Here is a 21,581-nt window from a genome sequence, read left to right on the forward strand (position 1 = left end):
TTATTTGAAAATAAAAATTTAAACAATTTTAAATGATTCAAATCTATATACTATTCGTTTAGATATAATTAAATATAAATAAAAGAAACAAATATATAAAATGAATGAAGATTTAAACTCTTGGGATAAATTCTGCAATTATCTTTGGTTTGATAAAAAATTAAAAATTTGGTTAGACATAAGCAAAATTAATTTCACAAATGAAGAAATAAAAAATTTAGAAGAGAAATTTATAGATGTTTTTTCTTCAATAAAAAAATTAGAAAATGGTGCAATTTCAAATATTGATGAAAATAGACAAGTTGGACATTATTGGCTTAGAAATCCATCAATTTCTCCATCTTCCAAAATAAATGGAGAGATAAATGCAGATATTAATGAAATCTCTAAATTTGGGGAAAAAATTTTAAATGGGAATATTAAGAATAAGAATAATCAAAACTATACTGATGTTCTATGGATAGGAATTGGTGGAAGTGGATTAGGACCATTACTTATTACAGAGTCACTCCAGAAATGTTCTAAAGGATTAAATTTTTCATATATAGATAATGTTGATCCTTTTTTAATTTGTGAAAAGTTAGAAGAATTATCTGAAAAATTATCCACAACATTATTCGTAGTAGTAAGTAAATCAGGTGGTACGCCTGAACCTAGAATTGCTATGGAAATTATTAAAAGTCATTGCGAAAATAATTCTCTTGAATGGAATTCTAATGCTATAGCTATAACGATGAAAGATAGTAAGCTATTTAATAAAGCAACTTCTGAAAATTGGTTAAAAATATTTAATTTACAAGATTGGGTTGGAGGAAGAACAAGTATTACAAGTTCTGTGGGATTACTTCCATTAGCACTTATTAATGAAAATATATTTGAATTTATTAGAGGTGCATCATTAATGGATGAGGCCACACGTATAAGTGATTTTAAAAATAATCCCGCAGCATTATTATCGTCCGCATGGTATTTAACTGGGGATGGCGTTGGAAAGAGAGATATGGTCGTATTACCTTATAGAGATAGGTTACAGGTTTTTAGTAAATATCTTCAGCAATTAGTAATGGAATCATTAGGTAAGAAATTTAATAGGGACGGTGAAGTAGTAAATCAAGGTATTTCCGTATTTGGTAACAAAGGATCTACAGATCAACATGCTTATGTTCAGCAACTTAGAGATGGAATTGATAATTTCTTTTGTATTTTTATTGAATTATTAGATTCTCCATCTACTAATATTTTTAATGAGAAAGATAATCCTAAAGAATACCTTTCTGGTTTTTTGCAAGGAACAAGATCAGCACTCTCAAGTGAAAACAGACAAAGTATCACTATCACATTAGAAAAATTAAATTGTTTTTCACTAGGTGCCTTAATTGCTTTATTTGAGAGGGCTGTATCCTTCTATGCTGAATTGGTAAATATAAATGCATATGATCAACCTGGAGTTGAAGCTGGTAAGAAAGCAGCCGCAAATATTATCGAGTATCAACAAAAAGTTAGTAATTTATTAGAAGAAGGAGGAGAGTTTTCTATAAATGAGATAACATCATTATTTGATAATTCAGTGAGTGAATCTATATTTTTCATAGTCCGTGAAATGTGTTTCGGTAATAATGATTATTCAGTTAAGGGCGATTGGTCTAATCCAAATTCATTAATCATTCAAAAAACAAATTTTTAAACAACAATATTCATAATTTTTCCCTTAACAATAATAATTTTTCTTATTTCCTTATCTTTAGTCCATTTCAATATGTTAGGTCTTTTAAGTGTCAATTCTTTAATTTGATCTTCATTAAAATCATTATTAATATTTACTTTGTCTCTAACTTTTCCATTCACTTGTAAGACTAGTTCATATGAATCTTCCTTTAGTGCTTCGGCATTAAAGGAAGGCCATTCTTCTAAATGAACAGAATTTTTAAATCCTATAAGATGCCATATTTCTTCTGCGATATGAGGTGAAAATGGAGCTAACAAAATACAAAATGTTTTTAAAGCGTCTTTTTTTAAATTATTGTTTACATCATTAATGGAGTTTGATAATGAATTATAAAACTTCATTAGTTCTGAAATTGCAGTATTAAATTGGTTATTTAATATGTCGTTTGAGATTTCTTTTATGGCAATATTAATTGACTTTATTAAAGATTTTTCTTTATCTGGATAGGACTTACTTTTAATATTTTTATCTTTGGCATAATTTATATAAAGCTTCCAAATCCTGCTTAAAAATCTAAATTGTCCTTCAACATCTGTATCTCCCCATTCCAAATCTTTTTCTGGTGGTGCTTTAAATAATATAAACATTCTTGCTGTATCTGCTCCGTATTTTTTAATTACTGATTCAGGATCTATTCCATTATATTTTGACTTTGACATTTTTTCGAAAAGAACTTCTAGTTTAGAATTATCAATTGGATCTTTAGGATTTGATAGGTCAGCAATATCCGAAGGAGCAACATATTTACCCGTTTTATTGTTTTTATAGGCCGCTGACTGAACCATTCCTTGAGTTAATAGTTTTTTGAATGGTTCATCAATTTCAAATAGTTCATTATCTCGCAGAGCTTTGGTGAAAAATCTTGCATATAACAAATGCAATATTGCATGCTCTACTCCTCCAACATATTGATCTACAGGCAACCACTTATTGATTTCAACCTTTTCAAATGGCTTTGTTGAACATTTTGAAGATGGATATCTTAAAAAATACCAAGATGAACACATGAAAGTGTCCATAGTATCAGTTTCTTTTCTTGCTGGTTTTCCACATTTTGGGCATGTCGTATTTATCCAATTATTATTATCACCTAAAGCATTTATTTTGTTAGAGGAGATTTCTATATCTTTTGGTAAGGAAACGGGTAATTCCAATTGGTTTAAAGGAACAGAACCACAGTTTTTACAATTAACTATTGGTATCGGACATCCCCAATATCTTTGTCTAGAAATTAACCAATCCCTTAGTCGATATTGAATCTTATTTTCGGCCCATCCATTTTTTACTCCCTCTTCTGAAATTTTTAATTTAGCAATTGTATTTGAAATACCATCATATTGATTTGAATTAATAAGATATCCATTTTCTACATAAGCATTATCAAGCTCGATACTTTGTTTACTTTGATCCTTTATAATTACTTGTTTAATTTCAATATTGTTTTTCTTAGCAAATTCAAAATCCCTTAGGTCATGAGCAGGTACACCCATAACAGCTCCTGTACCATATTCATCAAGAACATAACTTGCCACCCAAATAGGTATAGGTTCAAAATTAACTGGATTAATAGCTATTAAGCTAGTTTTTATTCCAATTTTTTCAAGTTCATTATTTTTATTTGTTTTCAGATATTGTTTTAGTTTTTCTATCTCTTGTAAGACTACCTGATCAGAAATATTCTTAATTAATGTATGATTAACAGAAATTGCTAGATATGTAACACCAAATAAAGTATCTGGCCTTGTTGTAAATACAGTTAATATTTCTTGTGGATTTGTATTGATATTGAAATTAATATTTGTACCAACTGATTTTCCAATCCAATTATCTTGCATTATTTTAACTCTTTCTGGCCAGTTATCTAATTTATCTAAATCATTTAATAACTCATCTGCATAATTAGTAATCCTTAAAAACCATTGCTTTAATAATTTCTTTTCAACTATTGCTCCAGATCTCCAAGATCTGCCCTCTGAGTCAACTTGTTCATTCGCTAAAACTGTATTATCTACAGGATCCCAATTAACTTCTGATTCCTTTTGATATACAAGACCTGCCTTGTATAATTCTAAAAATAAATATTGTGTCCAAATAAAATAATTTTCATCACAGGTAGCAAATTCCCTATCCCAATCAACTGATAGTCCTAAAAGCTTTAATTGTGACTTCATATGGGAAATATTTTTTTTAGTCCAAACACTTGGACTAATTCCTCTTTCAATCGCTGCATTCTCAGCAGGTAAACCAAATGCATCCCAACCCATTGGATGCAAAACAGATTTCCCCTTAAATCTCTGAAACCGAGCTATTAAGTCAGTAATAACATAATTCCTAACATGTCCCATATGAAGATTACCTGAAGGGTAGGGGAACATTGATAACGCATAAAATTTTTCACTATTCTCAGTTAATTCATCGGTTTTATACAAGTTATTTTCTGACCATATTGACTGCCATTTTTTTTCTATTTCAGATGGATTATATAAATCAGTATCAGTTTCATATTGTTTATCAGGAGAAATCACTTAATTTTTATTTATTAAATTATTATTTTAATATCCATTGTATAAAATAGAAATAGATTGTTAAAAGGAATAATTTATAATTAAATTTAGAATATATTATTTACAAATGAAAAGTATAACTTTTGAAAAATATCAAGGTAACGGAAATGATTTCATAGTAATTGATTCCAGAGGAAATGATTTATATAACAATTACAAGAAAAATAAATTTTTTGATATAAAAAAAATTTGCAACAGGCAATTTGGTATAGGAGCAGATGGCTTAATTTTTATAGAAGAACCTAATCAAGATAATTATGCAAAAATGATAATCTTTAATTCTGATGGTTCTGAAGCTCAAATGTGTGGAAACGGAATTAGGTGTTTAGTTGAGTATCTACATCTAAATGATTCAATGAAGAATCATAATAATGAATATAAAATAGAAACTAAAGCAGGTATAAAAATTGCAAAATACATAGATGATGAAATCACAGTAAAAATGGGAGTTCCAATTTTAGATAGTCAAAATATTCCAACAAAAATTGAAAAAAAAATTAATTCACTTCCATCAAGTGATTTTATTGAGAAAAATTTTAATAATAAAGGTTATGCCGTAGGAATGGGAAATCCACATTTAATATTCTTTCTACAAGACTTAGAGACAATTGTTCTTTCTAGACTTGGCCCTATATTTGAAAAAAATGAATTATTTCCAGATAAAACTAATGTTCATTTTTGTCAAATCTTAAATAGAGATAATATCAAAGTAAAAGTATGGGAAAGAGGGGCAGGACCAACCTTAGCCTGTGGAACAGGAGCTTGCGCTATTCATGTAGCTGCTTACAAATTAGGTCTTTGTAATTCAAAAACAATAGTAACTTTACCTGGAGGTAATCTTAAGATTAATTGGTCAAAAGACGATTCCGAAGTCATGATGACTGGTAATGCTAAAAAGGTTTTTTCAGGATCAATGTTAGTAAATTAATGGAAAATAATCTTATATATTTAGATCATGCATCTACGACACCATTATCTGAAAATGTTTTAAATATAATAAATAAAACTTATATTAATTATTGGAATAATCCATCATCCACATATAAGGCTGGGATAAAATGCTCTACATTTCTTGAAAAAATTAGATCTAAAATTGCTTATATATTTGATGCAGAACCAGAGGATATAATTTTTACATCTGGTTCTTCTGAATCGACAAATATTGTATTTAGTAATATTTATGAGACCTTTAAAAAAGGCAGGGTAGTTATTTCTAATGTCGAACATCAGGCAACAACTATATGTGTTAATAAACTAAGAAGACAAAGCTGGAATATATCTGAATGGTCTGTTGATAATGATGGAATTTTAAATATTTCTAATATTGATAAAACTTTAACTAAAGAAACTAAACTTGTATCAATTATTTGGGGACAAAGTGAAATTGGTACAGTACAACCTGTTCAATATATAGGTACAAAATGTGAAAAATCAAATATAGTGTTTCATTTAGATGGAACCCAAATAATAAGTAATGGTATATTCAGTTGGAAAGATCTTAAATGTGACTTTTTAAGTTTATCTGCTCATAAATTTGGAGGTCCAAAAGGTATCGGTATTCTTTTAACAAAAGAAAAGTCTAGGCAAATATTAAAAAATAAAGATATTGCACTTACTCAGGAATATTCAATTAGACAAGGAACACAAGCTTTGCCATTAATTGCTGGAATGTATGAATCGTTAAAAAATATTAAAGGGAAAATAAAATTATATGATTACAAAACTGAATTTCCAAAAAGTAATATTAATAAACTAAAAAATTATATTTTTCAAAAATTTGAGGATAATAATCACATAAAGATTACGGGTAGTATTATCGATAGGCTTCCCAATCATATTTCATTTATACTTTTAAATAAAAGATTTGAGCCTATAAGGGCCTATAAGATTGTTAATTTCATGTCAGAAAATAATATAGCAATAAGTAGTGGAAGTGCATGTTCAAGCTCATCTGGGAAACCAAGCTCAACTTTAAAAAATATAGGTTTTAAAAATGATGAACTATATTCAAATATTCGTGTTACTTTAGGTTCAATAAATAATAAGTTTGAAATAGATAAATTTTTAAAACTTATTCAAATATGTATTGACAAATTTTAATGACTACTAATCATAAACTACCTAAAGATTTAAACGAATCACTTAAAAATATGGAGGATGGAATTATTCAAAGTTTATTAGATTCAAATAAAAGATTTACTTTAGAATTTAATTTTGAAGGATTGAAATTTAACAGAATTGGGATAACTATTTACAAGATTTTAGCTAAAAATAATAATGTATTCATAACATTTTCTGATCAAGGTGCGGCAGCATTGGCTCAAAGAGACTTTCCTGATATCAAAGATAAAATTTTTACTTTTAACTCATTTAATCAATCAAATAATATATATAATAATGATAGTGCAATGATATCGATGTTACCTCAGCCTTATGATTTCGATTCATTTGAACCAATGACTAATAACTATAAAGGAACTCATTATTCATTAAATCCAAAATTTGAAGATGTTAATATTGGTATAGGAAGCGTTATTAGAGAAAGACGAAAAAAATTTGTTAAAACATGGAAAAATGTTTATTTTCTTCAGCCTTTAAATAAAGCAGCTCTAATGCATATTTACCCAAATAAATGGATGCTCTTTAAAGAAGAAAACCAAAAATATTCTTTTAAAAAAGAATTTGAAAATAAACCCGATAATGAATCTATTTTTTTAAATCTATAGATTAAATGTGATAAAAAAAATTTATTCATTTTTACTAATTTTTCTTTTATTGGTAACATGTCCTTTCTTAATAAGATATTTACTTATAAATCAAAAAATAAGTATTTTAAATAGTATTTATTTTAATTTCCCTGGAATAATAAATAGAAATAAAAAATGTCCTAACTATGATGCTTTATTGAATCAAACTCTTGATAATTCTTTTAGTGTAACCATTATAAATAATAAGGGTACAATAATTAGTTCCTACAATGATGAAGTTCCAAGATTGCCAGCATCAAATCAAAAATTATTCTCTTCAGCTTTTGTTTTAAGTAAATATAAATTAAATAATAATTTAAAAACTTCCTTATTAAAAAATAAAAATAATTATTATTTGATTGGTCAAGGTGATCCAGATCTTAATTATGAAAATATAATCGACCTAATTTCGAATGTTAAAGAAAATAAAGTTATCAACTTTAATATTGTAGAAATTGATTCAAAGTTATATTGGCCTAAAGGTTGGACAAATACAGATAAACTATACGAATATGGATCTCCAATTACATCTCTTGCAATAGAAAGTAATTACAATAGATATGAAGATATTAATGCTTTAAAATATTTTATTAAAAACTATTTAGAAAATAAATATTTAAATTCAAATGTAAATATTAATTTTTTTGACTCAAAAAAAAGATTCTATTTAAAAGATACTACCGAGATTAATAAAATTTATTCAACTCCAATACTTTCATTATTAACTCTAACAAATTCTGAAAGTCATAATTTTACTGCAGAATCTCTGTTTAAAAATGCCTCAAATACATGGAATGATAATGATTATATAAAATTGAAAAATTGGTTAGAAAAAAAAGGTCTACCAGTAAATAATACATACTTTGCAGATGCGAGTGGATTGTCTAGAAAAAATAAAATTACAACAAAGTTAGTTGTGTTGTTTTTAGATAAGATGAGATATTCTAATGATTTTAATGCTTATCAATCTACACTTTCTATTACGGGAGTACGAGGAACGTTAGCTAAAAGATTTGTAAATAGTGAATTATCTGGAAAGTTTTTTGGAAAAACTGGAACTCTTTCAAATGTCTTTGCACTATCTGGCTTTTTATATAAAAATGAGAAGCCAATAATTATTAGCATTATCCAAAATTCTAAAAATATTGATAAAGAAAAAGCCTTTAAACTATTAAGTGATGTTTATTATATAAAATCATGTAATTAGAAAATTATTTAAAATATTCTTTTAAATCTCTTTCAACACATGGGGGTACCATGTGATTAATTTCACCACCAAATTTCGCTACTTCTTTTACTAAAGAACTACTAAGAAAACTAAAATTTGTATTTGTTGATAAAAATATAGTTTCAATATCATTATTTAGAGATTTATTTGTATGTGCAATCTGGAGTTCATACTCAAAATCACTCATTGCCCTTAAGCCTCTTAAAATAAGATTAGCTTTTAAATCCTTTGCACAATCAACAGTAAGTCCTGAATAAGAAGTAATTTCAACATTTGGTAAATGAGAGAGGGAATTTTTTATTTGTAACATTCTTTTTTGAAGATTAAATGTCGGTGTTTTAGAAGAATTTTCTAAAACAGCAACAACTAGATTGCCAAATAATTTTTCTGCTCTTTCTATTAAATCAAGATGACCGTTTGTTAAAGGATCGAATGTACCTGGATAAAGAATTTTCATGAATTTATTATGATCGAATAAGAAATTTAGTTAAAATAAAATTATTAGATAAATCAATTATGACATTAAATCTAGAAGCAAAAAAAATCTTATTAAGAAAAATACCTCACGGATTATTTATTTGTGGAGTTAGAGACGAGGATAAAAATGAAGTTAATGGATTTACTGCAAGTTGGGTGACTCAAGGTTCCTTTACTCCACCATTAGTTGTAATGGCTGTTAGAGCAGAGGGTTCTAGTCATGAAATAATAAAGTCTTCCAATAAGTTCTCATTAAATGTTCTCAAAAGTGATCAAAAGGATCTAGCAGCTGTTTTCTTTAAACCCCAAAAAGCATTAGGAGGTAGATTTGAATCTGTTGAATTTAATTTAGGTGAGCTTGGATTGCCTATTTTAGTTGATAGTGTAGGTGGAGTTGAATGTAATGTTGTTGGAAGTGTTGTTCATGGAGACCATACCGTTTTTGTAGGAGAGGTTCAATCTGCTTATTTGAATAATGATGTCGACTCACTAAATTTATCTTCAACTGGCTGGAATTATGGAGGTTAACTACTATAAATGAGTAATTCCTCTATCGAAACAATAGATAACAAATATAATTTTAAAATTGAATATAAATTAATAAATAATAAGCAGTTATTAAAATCAAGATTATCTGAAATTCCAAAGTCATCTGGATGTTATCTTTTTAAAGATATAGATAATAACTTACTTTATATAGGTAAATCTAAAAAATTACGCAGTAGAGTAAGTAGTTATTTCAATAATTATTCAGATTTAACTCCCCGATTAAATTTGATGGTTCGTCAAATCACTGAAATAGAAATTATAGTTACAGATAGTGAATATGAAGCATTAAATTTAGAGTCAAATTTAATTAAAACAAACAAACCATACTTTAATATTCTTTTAAAGGATGATAAGAAATATCCATATCTTTGTATAACCTGGAGTGAAAAATATCCTCGAATATTTATTACAAGAAGGAGAAGAAATAGAAAAAATTTAGATAGATATTATGGACCTTATGTTGATGTCGGATTATTAAGGAAAACATTATTTACTATAAAAAAAATATTTCCACTTAGACAAAGACCAAGGCCAGTCTATAAAGATAGAACTTGTTTGAATTATTCAATAGGAAGATGTCCAGGTGTTTGCCAAGAAGTTATATCATCTGAAGATTATAAAAAAATAATGAAACAAGTATCTATGATATTTCAGGGAAGGAATGATGACTTAGAAATATTTTTACAAAAAAAAATGGTGGAATTTTCAAATAATTTAGATTATGAGAATGCAGCAAAAATAAGAGACCAAATTTCAGGTTTAAAATTATTAACTGAATCACAAAAAATATCAATACCAGATTCATCAATTAATAGAGATATCTTTGGAATAGTTTCCAAAAAAAATGTAGCTAGTATACAAATTTTCCAAATGAGATCTGGTAAACTCATTGGGAGAATTGGCTATAGTCAAAAGTTAAATAACGAAGACGAAAATCTTATTCTACAAAAGGTATTAGAAGAGCATTATATGAATGTTGAAGGCGTAGAAATTCCATCAGAAATTCTTATTCAATATAACCTTCCAAAAATAGCAACCTTAGAGGATTGGTTAACGGAACTAAGAAAAAAGAAAGTTAAAATCTTAATACCAAAAAGAAATAAAAAACATGAAACTGTAGAAATGGTTTTAAAGAATGCGAAATTAGAATTAGATAGAATATTAAATGGGATACAAGATACTGAATCATCAATTGAGGATCTTGCTCAAATACTCGAATTAAGCGAACAACCTAAAAGAATTGAAGGTTATGATATAAGCCATATCCAAGGTAGTGACCCTGTAGCATCACAAGTAGTTTTTATTGATGGTATTCCTTCTAAACAGCATTATAGGAAATATAAAATTAAAGATCCAAATGTTTTTGTAGGACATAGTGATGATTTTGCTTCGATATATGAAGTAATACATAGAAGGTTTAGAAAATGGTCAATATTTAAAAAAAGCGGAGGCGATTTTTCAATATTAAATGATAAAACGAATAGTAAACTCGAGAATGAACTCTTATCAGATTGGCCTGATTTAATAATGATTGATGGAGGTAAAGGGCAATTAAATGCAGCTATTAAAGCATTAAGAGAATTAAATCTTGAGGAAGAAGTTACTATATGTTCATTGGCCAAAAAAAATGAAGAAATATTTATTCCAGGCTTTACTAAGTCTCTTGATACTGATGAAAATCAAAAAGGAGTTCTTCTATTAAGAAGGGTAAGAGATGAAGCACATAGATTTGCATTATCTTTTCATAGAGACAAAAGATCTAAAAGAATGAATAGATCACAATTGTCCCAAATTAGTGGATTAGGCCCATCAAGAATAAGAGAATTGCTTGAGCATTTTAAATCAATAGACGCCATAAGAATAGCTAGTAAAGAAGAGTTATCAAAAGTTAAAGGACTAGGAAAAAATTCTGTAAATGATATATATGAATATTTTCACGAGTTATAAATATTAATTAAATTTTTGAAAAATAGATTTATTGATAATGTTAAATATAACTATATTAAATATATAATTATAAATTAATCTAGTAATTTGGCAGTCGAAGCATATCTCTGGTTTAAATCACTTCACATTATTGGTGTAATAGTTTGGTTTTCAGGACTTTTTTATTTAGTAAGACTTTTTATCTATCATGAAGAATCTAAAAATATGGATAATGAATTAAAAATTGCCTTTAACAAACAATATACCTTGATGGAAAAAAGGCTGGCTAATATAATCACAACTCCTGGGATGATATTAGCTTTAAGTATGGCTATATGCATGATTATTATGCAACCAAGTTGGTTAAGTGAGAAGTGGTTGCAAATTAAAATTTCTTTTGTTTTAGGATTAGTAATTTATCATTCTTATTGTTATAAAATAATGTATTCATTACAAAATGGTACCTCAACCATTTCAGCTAAAAACCTTAGATTATTAAATGAATTGCCTACTTTATTATTATTTATAATTGTACTTTTAGTTATTTTTAAAAATAATTTTCCTACTAGTGTTGCTACATGGAGTGTAGTTGGACTAATTATTTTCATGTTGGCTTCAATACAATTATATGCAAAGATTAGAAAGAAAAATGAGAATTCATTAAGTAATGAATAGGGAAGATTTAAAAAAATTAACTGCCAATATTAATAAAAATAGTTGTCCTAAAAATATTAATTTTCACTGTCATACAAAATTTAGCGATGGAAGTTTAGAACCGTATGAACTTTTAGAACAAGCTTATAAAAATAACTTGAAATTTTTGTCAATAACCGATCATCATACAATTAAAGCTCATGAATATATAAAAAAAAATAATATACTCAAAAAATATCCAAAAGATTCTTTTACATTAATTTCGGGAATAGAAATTAATTGTTTAATACTAGGATGTTTAGTACATGTAATAGGATTGGGAATAGATATTAAAAGTAGATACCTAAATCCCTACATCCTTGGAGAATCTCCAATAGGTAATGATTTAAATATTAAGTCAGTTAGTAAAGCAATAAATTTAGCTGGTGGTTTATCATTTCTTGCACATCCAGCGAGGTACAGAATACCCTTTTATAAATTAATTCCAGAGGCCAAATCACAAGGTATTGATGGAATAGAGGTTTGGTACGATTATGAACTTAATGAAGTATGGAATCCTAGTTTATTTGTATGTTCAGAAATAGATAAATTAGCAGATAAATATTCAATGCTAAAAACATGCGGAACAGATAGTCATGGCCTTTCACTATTAGGCAGATAATTTAGAATTCGTTTTTTTCAATTTTTGAATCAGTATTAATAATTATCTTCTTCAAATTTTCAATGACATCTGAAGAACAATTATTCCACATTTTTCTATTAACAATTTCAAGAAATCTTTGTGCAATATCTCTTAAAGCCCATGGATTATTTTCTAGAAAGAAATTCATAAGATCACGATCACATAACCATGATTTATAAACTTCCTCATAACACCAATCTGATACTACTTCAGTAGAAGCATCAAAAGCATATAAATAATCTAGTGTCGCAGAAAATTCAAACGCTCCTTTATAGCCGTTATCCTTCATTCCGTTTATCCATTTAGGGTTAAGTATTCTTGATATAACGACCTTATTAACTTCATCATGTAATTTTGAAATTTTAGATAATCCAAATTTAGATAAATCCCCATGATACATTTCAGGTAATTTACCGCTCAATTTTTTTACTGCTGAAGATAAACCACCCTGAAACTGATAATAGTCATCAGAATCTAAAATATCATGTTCCTTATTATCTTGATTATGAACAACTAATTGCACTTTTTTAAGAGCGTTTTCTAATGATTTTTTATCCTCAATAGGTTCAATATTATCACTATAAATCCACTTACTCCAATTAAGAAAAGATTCTCCAAAATCTTCTATATTTTCCCAATTAGAATTTGAAATTAGTTCTTGTAGACCAGCTCCATATGAACCTGGGGCTGAACCAAATATACGATTAATTGGATCACCAACCTTTAATGCTCCAGCAAGAGGGTTAAATTTATCATTCTCATTAAGATTAGAAATCAGATTTATTGCTTTAGAAGTTAATTTGACTAACTGAGGAAATGCATCTCTAAACATTCCCGAAATCCTTAATGTAACATCTACTCTTGGCCTATCGAGAACAGATAAAGGGATGATTTCTAAGTCAACTACTCTTCTTGAGGGGCCATCCCATATAGGTTGTACGCCTAATAAATATAATATTTGACAAATGTCTTCTCCACCATTTCGCATGGTGGATGTTGCCCATACAGATATTGCCATATTTTTTAAATCTTCTCCATTTTCTTGTTTGTATAAATCAAGTATTTGAGACGCAGATTTACAACCAACACTCCATGCTGATTCAGTTGGCAGTCCTCTAGCATCAACTGAAAAGAAATTTTTACCTGTGGGTAAAGCTTCAGTTTTACCTCTAGTAGGGGCTCCAGATGGACCACTTTTTACATATTTGCCATTTAATGAATTAATAAATGATAATTTTTCATTATAAGGAGAATTAATTATTGGATTTAGGATCTCATTTTTTAATAATAAAAAATAATTATTATGTTTTTTATCATTAAAGAAATAGTCTATTATTTTCTGATTTTTATATTTTTCTAGATATTCTATATTAGTTTTGTTTTTGTAAAAAAATAAATATATTATATATTTGGCTTGTTGTTCCAAAAACTCAATAGCCATCCTAAAATTTAAAATTTTTTTGTTTGAAAACCTGAATAATATTTTTTTATCCATTTCAGTTAACTTTTGATCATATTTATTTGTCCAAGGATTCAAATCTAGTTTTAAATTTTTCGCTATATATTGAACAACACCAATGCGGTTGGCATTTGGTACTCTAGCAATACACAAGAATAAATTTATTTCATTAATATTATTCTGCCTATTGCCAAAAACGTGCAAACCTGTTCTAATTTGGGATTCTTTAATTTTGCATAGAAAGGAATCAATTTCTTCTATTTGATTATTTTTATTATCTAAAGTAATTTCACTAAATTCTTTTTTAATTAATTCAAAAATTGATTTTTCTATTATTTCAATACGATTAGAATTTAATAATTTTGCTTCAAAATATTCGTCTAAATAATTTTCTAATATTGAATATTTTCCATATAATTCTGACCTATCCAAAGGAGGGGTTAAATGATCAATAATTGTGGCAGCAGTTCTTCTTTTAGCTTGGGATCCTTCTCCAGGATCATTTACGATAAAGGGATATATGTGAGGTATTGCTGGACAAATAATATTTGGAAAACATTTATTGCTGAGACCTATAGATTTGCCAGGTAACCATTCAACAGTCCCATGTTTACCAATATGACATATAGCATTTGCATTAAAAACCTTTTCAATCCAAAAATATTGTGCTAGATATCTATGAGGAGGTGGAAGATCAGGAGAATGAATATCCCTATCAGTGTAAGCTTCATAACCTCGTTGAGGTTGAATCAATAATGTTATTTTTCCAAATCTAAGACCATTTATTGAGAAGCCTTCATTATCTAGATCTATTGCATCAGATGGTTTACCCCAACGATTAACAATAATATTTTTTGGATCAAGTTCTAAATAATTCCAATATTTTAAATATTCACTAAGTGGTAAGTAATCTAACGGTCTATTATTTTGAGATTCAATATCATTAGTTCTAGTTTTTATAAGCATTGACATTAATTCCGAAGAATCTTGAGGATAATCACAAGCTCCAAGGTCATAACCTTCTAATTTTAACCAATTAAGAATATTTATTATTGAAGATGGTGTATTTAGACCAACTCCATTACCAATTCTTGCGTTCCTTACTGGATAATTACTTATTACTAAACAAATTCTTTTATCAAAATTATTAAGTTTCTGAAGTTTCACATAATTTGATGCAAATTTTGTAATCCATTCAATCCCTACTTGATCAGCTTTGTAACTAGTTATTTCACTGTAAAGTTTATTTTTTTTTGAAATTATTTCTTTAAATGCAGAAGGGCAGGTAGTAATTCTTCCATCAAATTCCGGAATAATTATTTGCATTAATAAATCAGATGAATTCATCCCAATTGATGAATTTGACCAATTTTTTTTTGATAAATTAGAAGAAAGAAGCTGTAAAATTGGGATTTTAAGAGAAGTAAAAATGTTTGTAGAATTTTCAATCAAATTATTATTTTTGATTTGAGATGAAGAAAATGAAGTTGTGGTAATTATTATTTTAATATCTTCTTTTTTAAAAATTTCTATTAATTTCTTTTGAATACTATGATCTTTTAGAGTTGAAATAAAAAATGTTTTAGGGGATAATCCGCATTTTCTTAACTGCAAATTAAGTTTTTCGTTTACTTCAATTTCATTAGCCAAAAAAAGCGATTTATAGGATATTATTCCAATCTTTTCTCCTTTTTCAATTTTCCAATCATACAAATAAGGATCTGCATAAAAAGAAATCTTCAAAAACTCATCAGGAATTAATGTTTCATCTTTTTTTAGGTAATTTAAACAATTAAGAAATTTTCTATAATTTTCCAGTCCTCCAGATCTTAGTAATCTAGAAAAATTTAATGCTAGATCTTTATCTATACTACTTATTTCACATAAGGAAACTTCCTGATCGAGGGTCCCTGATAAGATTACTAACTTCCTTTCTTTATCAACTGCTTGCCAATTTAAAAGTTGTTCAATTCCATAGTTCCATGTACCTTTATCTCCGAATAATCGTAGTACGACAACTTTTGCATAATTAATTGTTTTTAATAGATAATTATCTACTTGAGCTGAGGAATTTAAATTAGATATTTCTAAAGCTCTAATATTATTTTTTAATGAAGCAAATTCTTTTTCTAACAATAAGGTCGATAAGAGATTTAAATCAGCTTTGACACTTGTTATAAAAATAAAATCTGCAACTGGTTGCTCTATTAAATCATCCTTATTCTTTTCATTTCCTGCTATATTTAATATCCTGTGCATTTTTATATATAAATAGGGTTTAGAATACGTAAGTAGGATAAAACAAGTTTACCTTAATTAAATAAATTGAATATGCATGAATTTCTTCCTTACGCCTGGTTCGAAGGTAAATGTATTCCATTTAAAGAAGCAAAAATATCAATAGCTACTCACGCTCTACATTATGGTACTGCTGCATTTGGTGGAATGCGAGCAATACCTAACCCTACAAATAAAGAAGAATTTCTCTTATTTAGAACTGATAAACATATAAAAAGATTATCTCAAAGTGCAAAATTACTCTTAACTGATATTTCTGAAGAATATATTTTTAAAGCCTTAGAGGAAGTTATAAAAAGAAATAAACCAGAAAAACCTATCTATATTAGACCATTCGTATATACAAGCGATTTAGGTATAGCTCCAAGGTTACACAATATTGAAACAGATTTCTTTATTTATTGTATTGAACTGGGAGATTATCTATCCCCAGATGGTGTTTCTTGTAGAATGAGTAGTTGGACTAGACAAGAAGATAGATCTCTCCCATTGAGAGGAAAAATAAGTGGAGCTTATATTACTAGTTCATTAGCTAAAACAGAAGCTAGTTTATCGGGTTTTGATGAAGCCTTGCTATTAAATTCAAGTGGTAAAGTAAGCGAAGCTAGTGGCATGAATTTATTTATTGTAAGAAACGGAGACTTAATCACTCCTGGTGTTGATCAAGATATACTTGAGGGTATTACTAGAGCTAGTGTAATTGAATTAGCAAAATCCTTTGGAATAAATGTAATTGAAAGACCTGTTGATAAAACAGAATTATTAATAGCAGATGAAGTTTTTCTAACTGGTACAGCAGCAAAAATTACTCCAGTTAAAAAAATTGAATCAAGTGAATTAAATGGTGAAAGACCAATAATGAATAAATTAAAAAGTAAGCTTATAGAAATAACAGAAGGTCGTTCTCAAGACTATGATAATTGGGTAACAAGAATTTCTTTAAAATAAATAAATTTTTATCTAGAAATGGAATCTTTCAGAACCTATCTAAATAGAGATGAAAAGCCATTAATAATTTTTGACGGGGGAACAGGAACTTCTTTTCAGAACTTAAATCTTACTGCAGACGACTTTGGAGGCAAAGAATTAGAGGGTTGTAATGAAAACCTTGTTTTATCCTCACCAAAGGTAGTTGAAAAGGTTCATAATTCATTTTTAGAAGCAGGCTGTCATGTTATAGAAACCAATACTTTTGGAGCCTCATCAATAGTTCTTGATGAATATGATATTGCGGATAAGGCATATGAGATAAATAAAAATGCTGCATTAATAGCAAAAAAGACTGTTGCCAAATACGCATCAGCTGATAAGCCAAGGTTTGTTGCTGGCTCAATTGGACCAACTACTAAATTACCAACATTAGGACATATAGATTTTGATCAATTAAAGCAATCTTATAAAGAACAAATATATGGTCTTACAGATGGAGGAGTTGATCTTCTTTTAATTGAAACTTGTCAAGATGTATTACAAATAAAATCTGCCTTATTAGCGACTAAAGAAGTACTTGATAGTAAAAATATAGATATACCTATAATGGTATCGATAACAATGGAAACAACAGGTACTATGCTTGTTGGATCTGACATCGCCTCTGCATTAACAATATTAGAACCATTTAATATAGATATCCTTGGACTGAATTGTGCAACTGGTCCAGAACAGATGAAAGAACATATTAAATATTTGTCTGAAAATTCTCCTTTCGCTATAAGCTGTATTCCCAATGCAGGACTTCCTGAAAATATTGGTGGTGTAGCTCACTACAGATTAAAGCCAATAGAATTGAAGATGCAGTTAATGAATTTTATATATGACTTTAATGTTCAATTAATAGGTGGATGTTGTGGGACAACACCTGAACATATTAAATATCTTTCTTCAATAATCGATGAAATTATTGATGACGAAAGGTCTAACAAAAATGTTAATAACAATTTAAGTGGTTATATTCCCTCTGCATCATCAATATATAATTCTGTACCATACAAACAAGACAACTCTATTTTGATTGTAGGAGAAAGATTAAATGCAAGTGGATCTAAAAAGGTAAGGGAGTTATTAAATAACGACGATTGGGATGGACTAGTTTCAATCGCAAAGCAACAACAAAAAGAAAATGCACATGTTCTAGATGTGAATGTTGATTATGTGGGGAGAGACGGAGTGAAAGATATGAAAGAAATAACTTCAAAACTAGTTACCAACATAAATTTGCCATTAATGATTGACTCTACAGATGCTGACAAAATGGAAAGTGGATTAAAGTCAGCTGGTGGTAAATGTATTATAAATTCAACCAATTACGAAGACGGAAATGAAAGGTTTGATCAAGTTCTAAATTTAGCCTTAGGGTATGGTTCAGGTCTTGTTGTAGGAACTATTGATGAAGATGGAATGGCAAGGAATGCGGATAAAAAATTTAACATTGTAAAACGAGCGGTTAATAGAACTAGAGAATGTGGCTTGTCAGATTATGAGTTATTTTTTGATCCATTAGCTCTGCCAATATCTACTGGGATAGAAGAAGATAGATTAAACGCTAAAGAGACAATTAATGCTATATCAAAAATTCGTAAAAATTTCCCAAATAGTCACATCATACTGGGGATATCAAACATTAGTTTTGGGCTTTCACCATTATCAAGAATTAATTTAAATTCAATATTTTTAGATGAATGCATTAAAGCGGGATTGGATTCTGCTATCATTGCTCCAAATAAAATTTTGCCATTATCAAAAATTTCTGAAGAAACTAAAAAGCTTTGCTTAGATTTGATATATGACAAAAGAGAATTTGAAGATGATATTTGCATTTATGATCCATTAGTAGAATTAACAAAGGCTTTTCAAGATTTATCTATTCAAGATTTCAAAAAAGCATCTTCAGAAAATAAAAACCTAACTCTGGAAGAAAGTCTAAAAAATCATATTATTGATGGAGAAAAAATAGGTTTAGAGGATAAATTAACTAAAGCGTTAAAAAAATATAAACCCCTTGAAATAATTAATACCTTTTTACTAGATGGGATGAAAGTTGTAGGAGATTTATTTGGCTCAGGTCAAATGCAATTGCCATTTGTACTCCAATCCGCTGAAACAATGAAATTTGCTGTTTCAATTTTAGAACCATATATGGAAACTGTAGATGAAAACATATCAAATGGAAAACTCTTAATTGCCACTGTTAAAGGCGATGTTCATGATATTGGAAAAAATTTGGTTGACATAATACTCACAAATAATGGTTATGACGTAATAAATCTTGGAATAAAACAAGATGTTTCAGCAATTATAGATGCACAAAAAAAGCACAATGCAGATTGCATCGCTATGAGCGGATTACTTGTTAAATCAACTGCTTTTATGAAAGATAATTTAGAGGCTTTCAACAATGAAAATATTAGTGTACCAGTAATATTAGGAGGCGCTGCCTTAACCCCAAAATTTGTAAATGAGGACTGCAGCAAAATCTATAAAGGGAAAATATTGTACGGAAAAGATGCATTCACTGATCTTAAATTCATGAATGAATATATGGATAATAAAAAAAAGGGTAATTGGTCAAATACAGAGGGGTTTATTAACAATGAGGGTATAAATACTAATTTAGCCTCATCAAAATCCAACTCTCAAACTGTTAAAAATTCAATATCCATAAATACCGAGACATCCAAAATAAATTTAAAAGAAAATTTCATAAGATCTAAATTTATAAATGAAGAAGAACCAATTCAAGCCCCTTTCTTGGGAACGAAAGTCTTGAACGAGGTCGATATAGATTTAAATAAGTTAATTTTTTATCTAGATACAAAAGCTCTATTTAGCGGACAATGGCAAATAAAAAAAGGAAAAACCCAAAGCGTAGATGAATACAATAACTATTTGGATTCATATGCTAAACCATTGTTAGATAGATGGTTAGAGACAATTATAGAAAAAAAACTTATTTCACCCAAAGCAGTTTATGGATATTTCAGGTGCGGTAGAAAAAATAATAGTATTTTCTTATTTGATGATAAATCATTAAATAAAATATCCCAATTTAATTTCCCAAGACAAAAATCTGGGAATAATTTATGCATAGCTGATTTTTATTGTGATTTAAAAAATGATAAACCGATAGATATATTTCCTATGCAGGCAGTAACGATGGGCGATATTGCTAGTGAATATTCTCTAAAATTATTTAAAGAAGATAAATATAGCGATTATTTATTATTCCATGGACTTACAGTGCAATTAGCAGAAGCTCTAGCTGAGTATGTCCATGCATTAATTCGTATTGAATGTGGTTTTAGGACTGAAGAACCAGAAATAAATAGAGAAATACTAGCTCAAAAATATAGAGGAGCTAGATATTCATTTGGTTATCCTGCATGTCCAAAAGTCTCTGATTCAAACATACAAATATCATTGTTGGATGCAAAAAGAATAAACTTGACCATGGATGAATCTGAACAACTTCATCCAGAACAAAGTACTACAGCTATTATTTCACTACACTCAAAAGCTAAATATTTCAGCGCCTAAGCTAAATCTTTAGTTGTTTTCTAAATATTCAATAATATCTTCCTGTAGTTCTTCCATCGTTTCATTATCACCCATATCAAGTCCCTCACCCGCAGCGTCCTGTGTTAACTCAAGATAATATGAAGCACCATCACTAGATAAAAATTCTAATGCAGAAGTTTCATCACTATCTTTAAAAGCTTCATAAAGAGCTTTAAATGCTATGTTTTCAGTAAAGTCCCAATCCATAATGAAAAAAACCTTATTAGAATTATTACCTCCTTACCCCCCATACTCGTCAACCTTTTTAAAGAAATGTTCGTGTTTTATTATTATTAAAAAATTCTATGACTAAAAATAATCAAGATCAGTTGAATGTCTTCGGAGAAAAAATTGAGGTTTGTAGTTGCGCACCTATGACAGGGTGGTTCAGAGATGGATTTTGCAACTATGACAAAAATGATGGAGGGAATCATTCCATATGTTGTGTAATGGATGATAATTTCCTGAAATATAGTAAATCACAAGGTAATGATTTAATAACTCCCATGCCTATTTACTCATTCCCAGGACTAAAGAATGGGGATCATTGGTGTATTTGTCTTGATAGGTGGAAGCAAGCATTATTAGACGGTCTTGCACCAAAAGTCATATTAGAATCAACGAATATAGTAGTCTTAAAGTCAGTACCTCTGGAAAAATTGAAAGAATATCAATTTAATAAAAAGTAATTACAAATTTATTATTTTTTTTAAAATA

Annotated in this window: 16 protein-coding genes; 12 read left to right on the plus strand and 4 right to left on the minus strand. The window is 28.4% G+C overall.

Features of this window, described 5'->3' with window-relative positions; translation table 11 throughout:
• Nucleotides 1-100 precede the first annotated feature (100 nt).
• Nucleotides 101-1,684, plus strand: a complete 1,584-nt coding sequence (locus JJ847_07085) for a glucose-6-phosphate isomerase (protein MBO6960648.1) — start codon at nt 101-103, stop codon at nt 1,682-1,684.
• Here JJ847_07085 and JJ847_07090 read toward each other — a convergent pair.
• The gene (locus JJ847_07090; protein MBO6960649.1) at nt 1,681-4,251 is read right to left on the minus strand and encodes a leucine--tRNA ligase; all 2,571 of its coding nucleotides are present in this window, start codon (nt 4,249-4,251) and stop codon (nt 1,681-1,683) included. The genes JJ847_07085 and JJ847_07090 overlap by 4 nt on opposite strands.
• Nucleotides 4,252-4,357: 106 nt before the next feature.
• On the opposite strand from JJ847_07090, the gene JJ847_07095 reads away from it, so the two are divergent.
• From JJ847_07095 to JJ847_07110, 4 genes are read left to right on the plus strand one after another with little or no spacing between them, the layout of a single operon-like run.
• Nucleotides 4,358-5,218: a diaminopimelate epimerase gene (locus JJ847_07095; GenBank protein ID MBO6960650.1), complete on the plus strand. Its 861-nt coding sequence runs from the start codon at nt 4,358-4,360 to the stop codon at nt 5,216-5,218.
• Nucleotides 5,218-6,390 (plus strand): aminotransferase class V-fold PLP-dependent enzyme, encoded by a 1,173-nt coding sequence (locus JJ847_07100; protein MBO6960651.1) that lies wholly within the window; start codon nt 5,218-5,220, stop codon nt 6,388-6,390. Before JJ847_07095 ends, JJ847_07100 begins: the two co-directional genes overlap by 1 nt.
• A complete protein-coding gene (locus JJ847_07105) occupies nt 6,390-7,016 on the plus strand; it encodes a DUF1995 family protein (protein ID MBO6960652.1) in 627 nt (208 codons plus the stop codon). Before JJ847_07100 ends, JJ847_07105 begins: the two co-directional genes overlap by 1 nt.
• A 7-nt stretch (nt 7,017-7,023) precedes the next feature.
• Nucleotides 7,024-8,244, plus strand: coding sequence for a D-alanyl-D-alanine carboxypeptidase (locus JJ847_07110; protein MBO6960653.1), 1,221 nt, complete (start codon nt 7,024-7,026; stop codon nt 8,242-8,244).
• Nucleotides 8,245-8,248: 4 nt separating this feature from the next.
• Here JJ847_07110 and coaD read toward each other — a convergent pair whose 3' ends face one another.
• Nucleotides 8,249-8,722: a pantetheine-phosphate adenylyltransferase gene (coaD, locus tag JJ847_07115; GenBank protein MBO6960654.1), complete on the minus strand. Its 474-nt coding sequence runs from the start codon at nt 8,720-8,722 to the stop codon at nt 8,249-8,251.
• A gap of 59 nt (nt 8,723-8,781) precedes the next feature.
• Between coaD and JJ847_07120 the strand changes: the two genes are divergently transcribed.
• The 4 genes from JJ847_07120 to JJ847_07135 all read left to right on the plus strand — a co-directional run bounded on the left by JJ847_07120 (nt 8,782) and on the right by JJ847_07135 (nt 12,532).
• Nucleotides 8,782-9,270: a flavin reductase gene (locus JJ847_07120; GenBank protein MBO6960655.1), complete on the plus strand. Its 489-nt coding sequence runs from the start codon at nt 8,782-8,784 to the stop codon at nt 9,268-9,270.
• Between the two features lie 9 nt (nt 9,271-9,279).
• Nucleotides 9,280-11,238, plus strand: a complete 1,959-nt coding sequence (gene uvrC, locus JJ847_07125) for an excinuclease ABC subunit UvrC (GenBank protein ID MBO6960656.1) — start codon at nt 9,280-9,282, stop codon at nt 11,236-11,238.
• 87 nt (nt 11,239-11,325) lie between these two features.
• On the plus strand, nt 11,326-11,892 hold the full coding sequence (gene hemJ / locus JJ847_07130; GenBank protein MBO6960657.1) for a protoporphyrinogen oxidase HemJ: 567 nt from the start codon (nt 11,326-11,328) through the stop codon (nt 11,890-11,892).
• Nucleotides 11,885-12,532, plus strand: a complete 648-nt coding sequence (locus JJ847_07135; GenBank protein ID MBO6960658.1) for a PHP domain-containing protein — start codon at nt 11,885-11,887, stop codon at nt 12,530-12,532. Before hemJ ends, JJ847_07135 begins: the two co-directional genes overlap by 8 nt.
• Before the next feature lies 1 nt (nt 12,533).
• On the opposite strand, the gene cobN is transcribed toward JJ847_07135, so the two are convergent.
• Nucleotides 12,534-16,271 (minus strand): cobaltochelatase subunit CobN, encoded by a 3,738-nt coding sequence (gene cobN / locus JJ847_07140; GenBank protein ID MBO6960659.1) that lies wholly within the window; start codon nt 16,269-16,271, stop codon nt 12,534-12,536.
• Nucleotides 16,272-16,343: 72 nt separating this feature from the next.
• Here cobN and JJ847_07145 point away from each other — a divergent pair, with 72 nt between their 5' ends.
• Nucleotides 16,344-17,258 (plus strand): branched-chain amino acid transaminase, encoded by a 915-nt coding sequence (locus tag JJ847_07145; protein MBO6960660.1) that lies wholly within the window; start codon nt 16,344-16,346, stop codon nt 17,256-17,258.
• Between the two features lie 18 nt (nt 17,259-17,276).
• Complete coding sequence (metH, locus tag JJ847_07150) at nt 17,277-20,843, plus strand: methionine synthase (protein MBO6960661.1); 3,567 nt, start codon at nt 17,277-17,279, stop codon at nt 20,841-20,843.
• Between the two features lie 9 nt (nt 20,844-20,852).
• Here the strand turns inward: metH and JJ847_07155 are convergent, their stop codons facing one another.
• Complete coding sequence (locus tag JJ847_07155) at nt 20,853-21,071, minus strand: hypothetical protein (protein ID MBO6960662.1); 219 nt, start codon at nt 21,069-21,071, stop codon at nt 20,853-20,855.
• Between the two features lie 98 nt (nt 21,072-21,169).
• On the opposite strand from JJ847_07155, the gene JJ847_07160 reads away from it, so the two are divergent.
• Complete coding sequence (locus JJ847_07160; GenBank protein MBO6960663.1) at nt 21,170-21,553, plus strand: DUF2237 domain-containing protein; 384 nt, start codon at nt 21,170-21,172, stop codon at nt 21,551-21,553.
• Nucleotides 21,554-21,581 lie beyond the last annotated feature (28 nt).

Origin of the sequence: Prochlorococcus marinus CUG1438 (assembly GCA_017644325.1) — a bacterium.
GTDB classification, from domain to species: domain Bacteria; phylum Cyanobacteriota; class Cyanobacteriia; order PCC-6307; family Cyanobiaceae; genus Prochlorococcus_A; species Prochlorococcus_A marinus_AA.

Bases quoted from the DNA above. Each gene is read 5' to 3' on its own strand.
- JJ847_07085 (MBO6960648.1), top strand. From the start codon at position 101: ATGAATGAAGATTTAAACTCTTGGGATAAATTCTGCAATTATCTTTGG.
- JJ847_07095 (MBO6960650.1), top strand. From the start codon at position 4,358: ATGAAAAGTATAACTTTTGAAAAATATCAAGGTAACGGAAATGATTTC.
- JJ847_07100 (MBO6960651.1), top strand. From the start codon at position 5,218: ATGGAAAATAATCTTATATATTTAGATCATGCATCTACGACACCATTA.
- JJ847_07105 (MBO6960652.1), top strand. From the start codon at position 6,390: ATGACTACTAATCATAAACTACCTAAAGATTTAAACGAATCACTTAAA.
- coaD (MBO6960654.1), bottom strand. From the start codon at position 8,722: ATGAAAATTCTTTATCCAGGTACATTCGATCCTTTAACAAACGGTCAT.
- JJ847_07120 (MBO6960655.1), top strand. From the start codon at position 8,782: ATGACATTAAATCTAGAAGCAAAAAAAATCTTATTAAGAAAAATACCT.
- uvrC (MBO6960656.1), top strand. From the start codon at position 9,280: ATGAGTAATTCCTCTATCGAAACAATAGATAACAAATATAATTTTAAA.
- JJ847_07135 (MBO6960658.1), top strand. From the start codon at position 11,885: ATGAATAGGGAAGATTTAAAAAAATTAACTGCCAATATTAATAAAAAT.
- cobN (MBO6960659.1), bottom strand. From the start codon at position 16,271: ATGCACAGGATATTAAATATAGCAGGAAATGAAAAGAATAAGGATGAT.
- JJ847_07145 (MBO6960660.1), top strand. From the start codon at position 16,344: ATGCATGAATTTCTTCCTTACGCCTGGTTCGAAGGTAAATGTATTCCA.
- metH (MBO6960661.1), top strand. From the start codon at position 17,277: ATGGAATCTTTCAGAACCTATCTAAATAGAGATGAAAAGCCATTAATA.
- JJ847_07155 (MBO6960662.1), bottom strand. From the start codon at position 21,071: ATGGATTGGGACTTTACTGAAAACATAGCATTTAAAGCTCTTTATGAA.
- JJ847_07160 (MBO6960663.1), top strand. From the start codon at position 21,170: ATGACTAAAAATAATCAAGATCAGTTGAATGTCTTCGGAGAAAAAATT.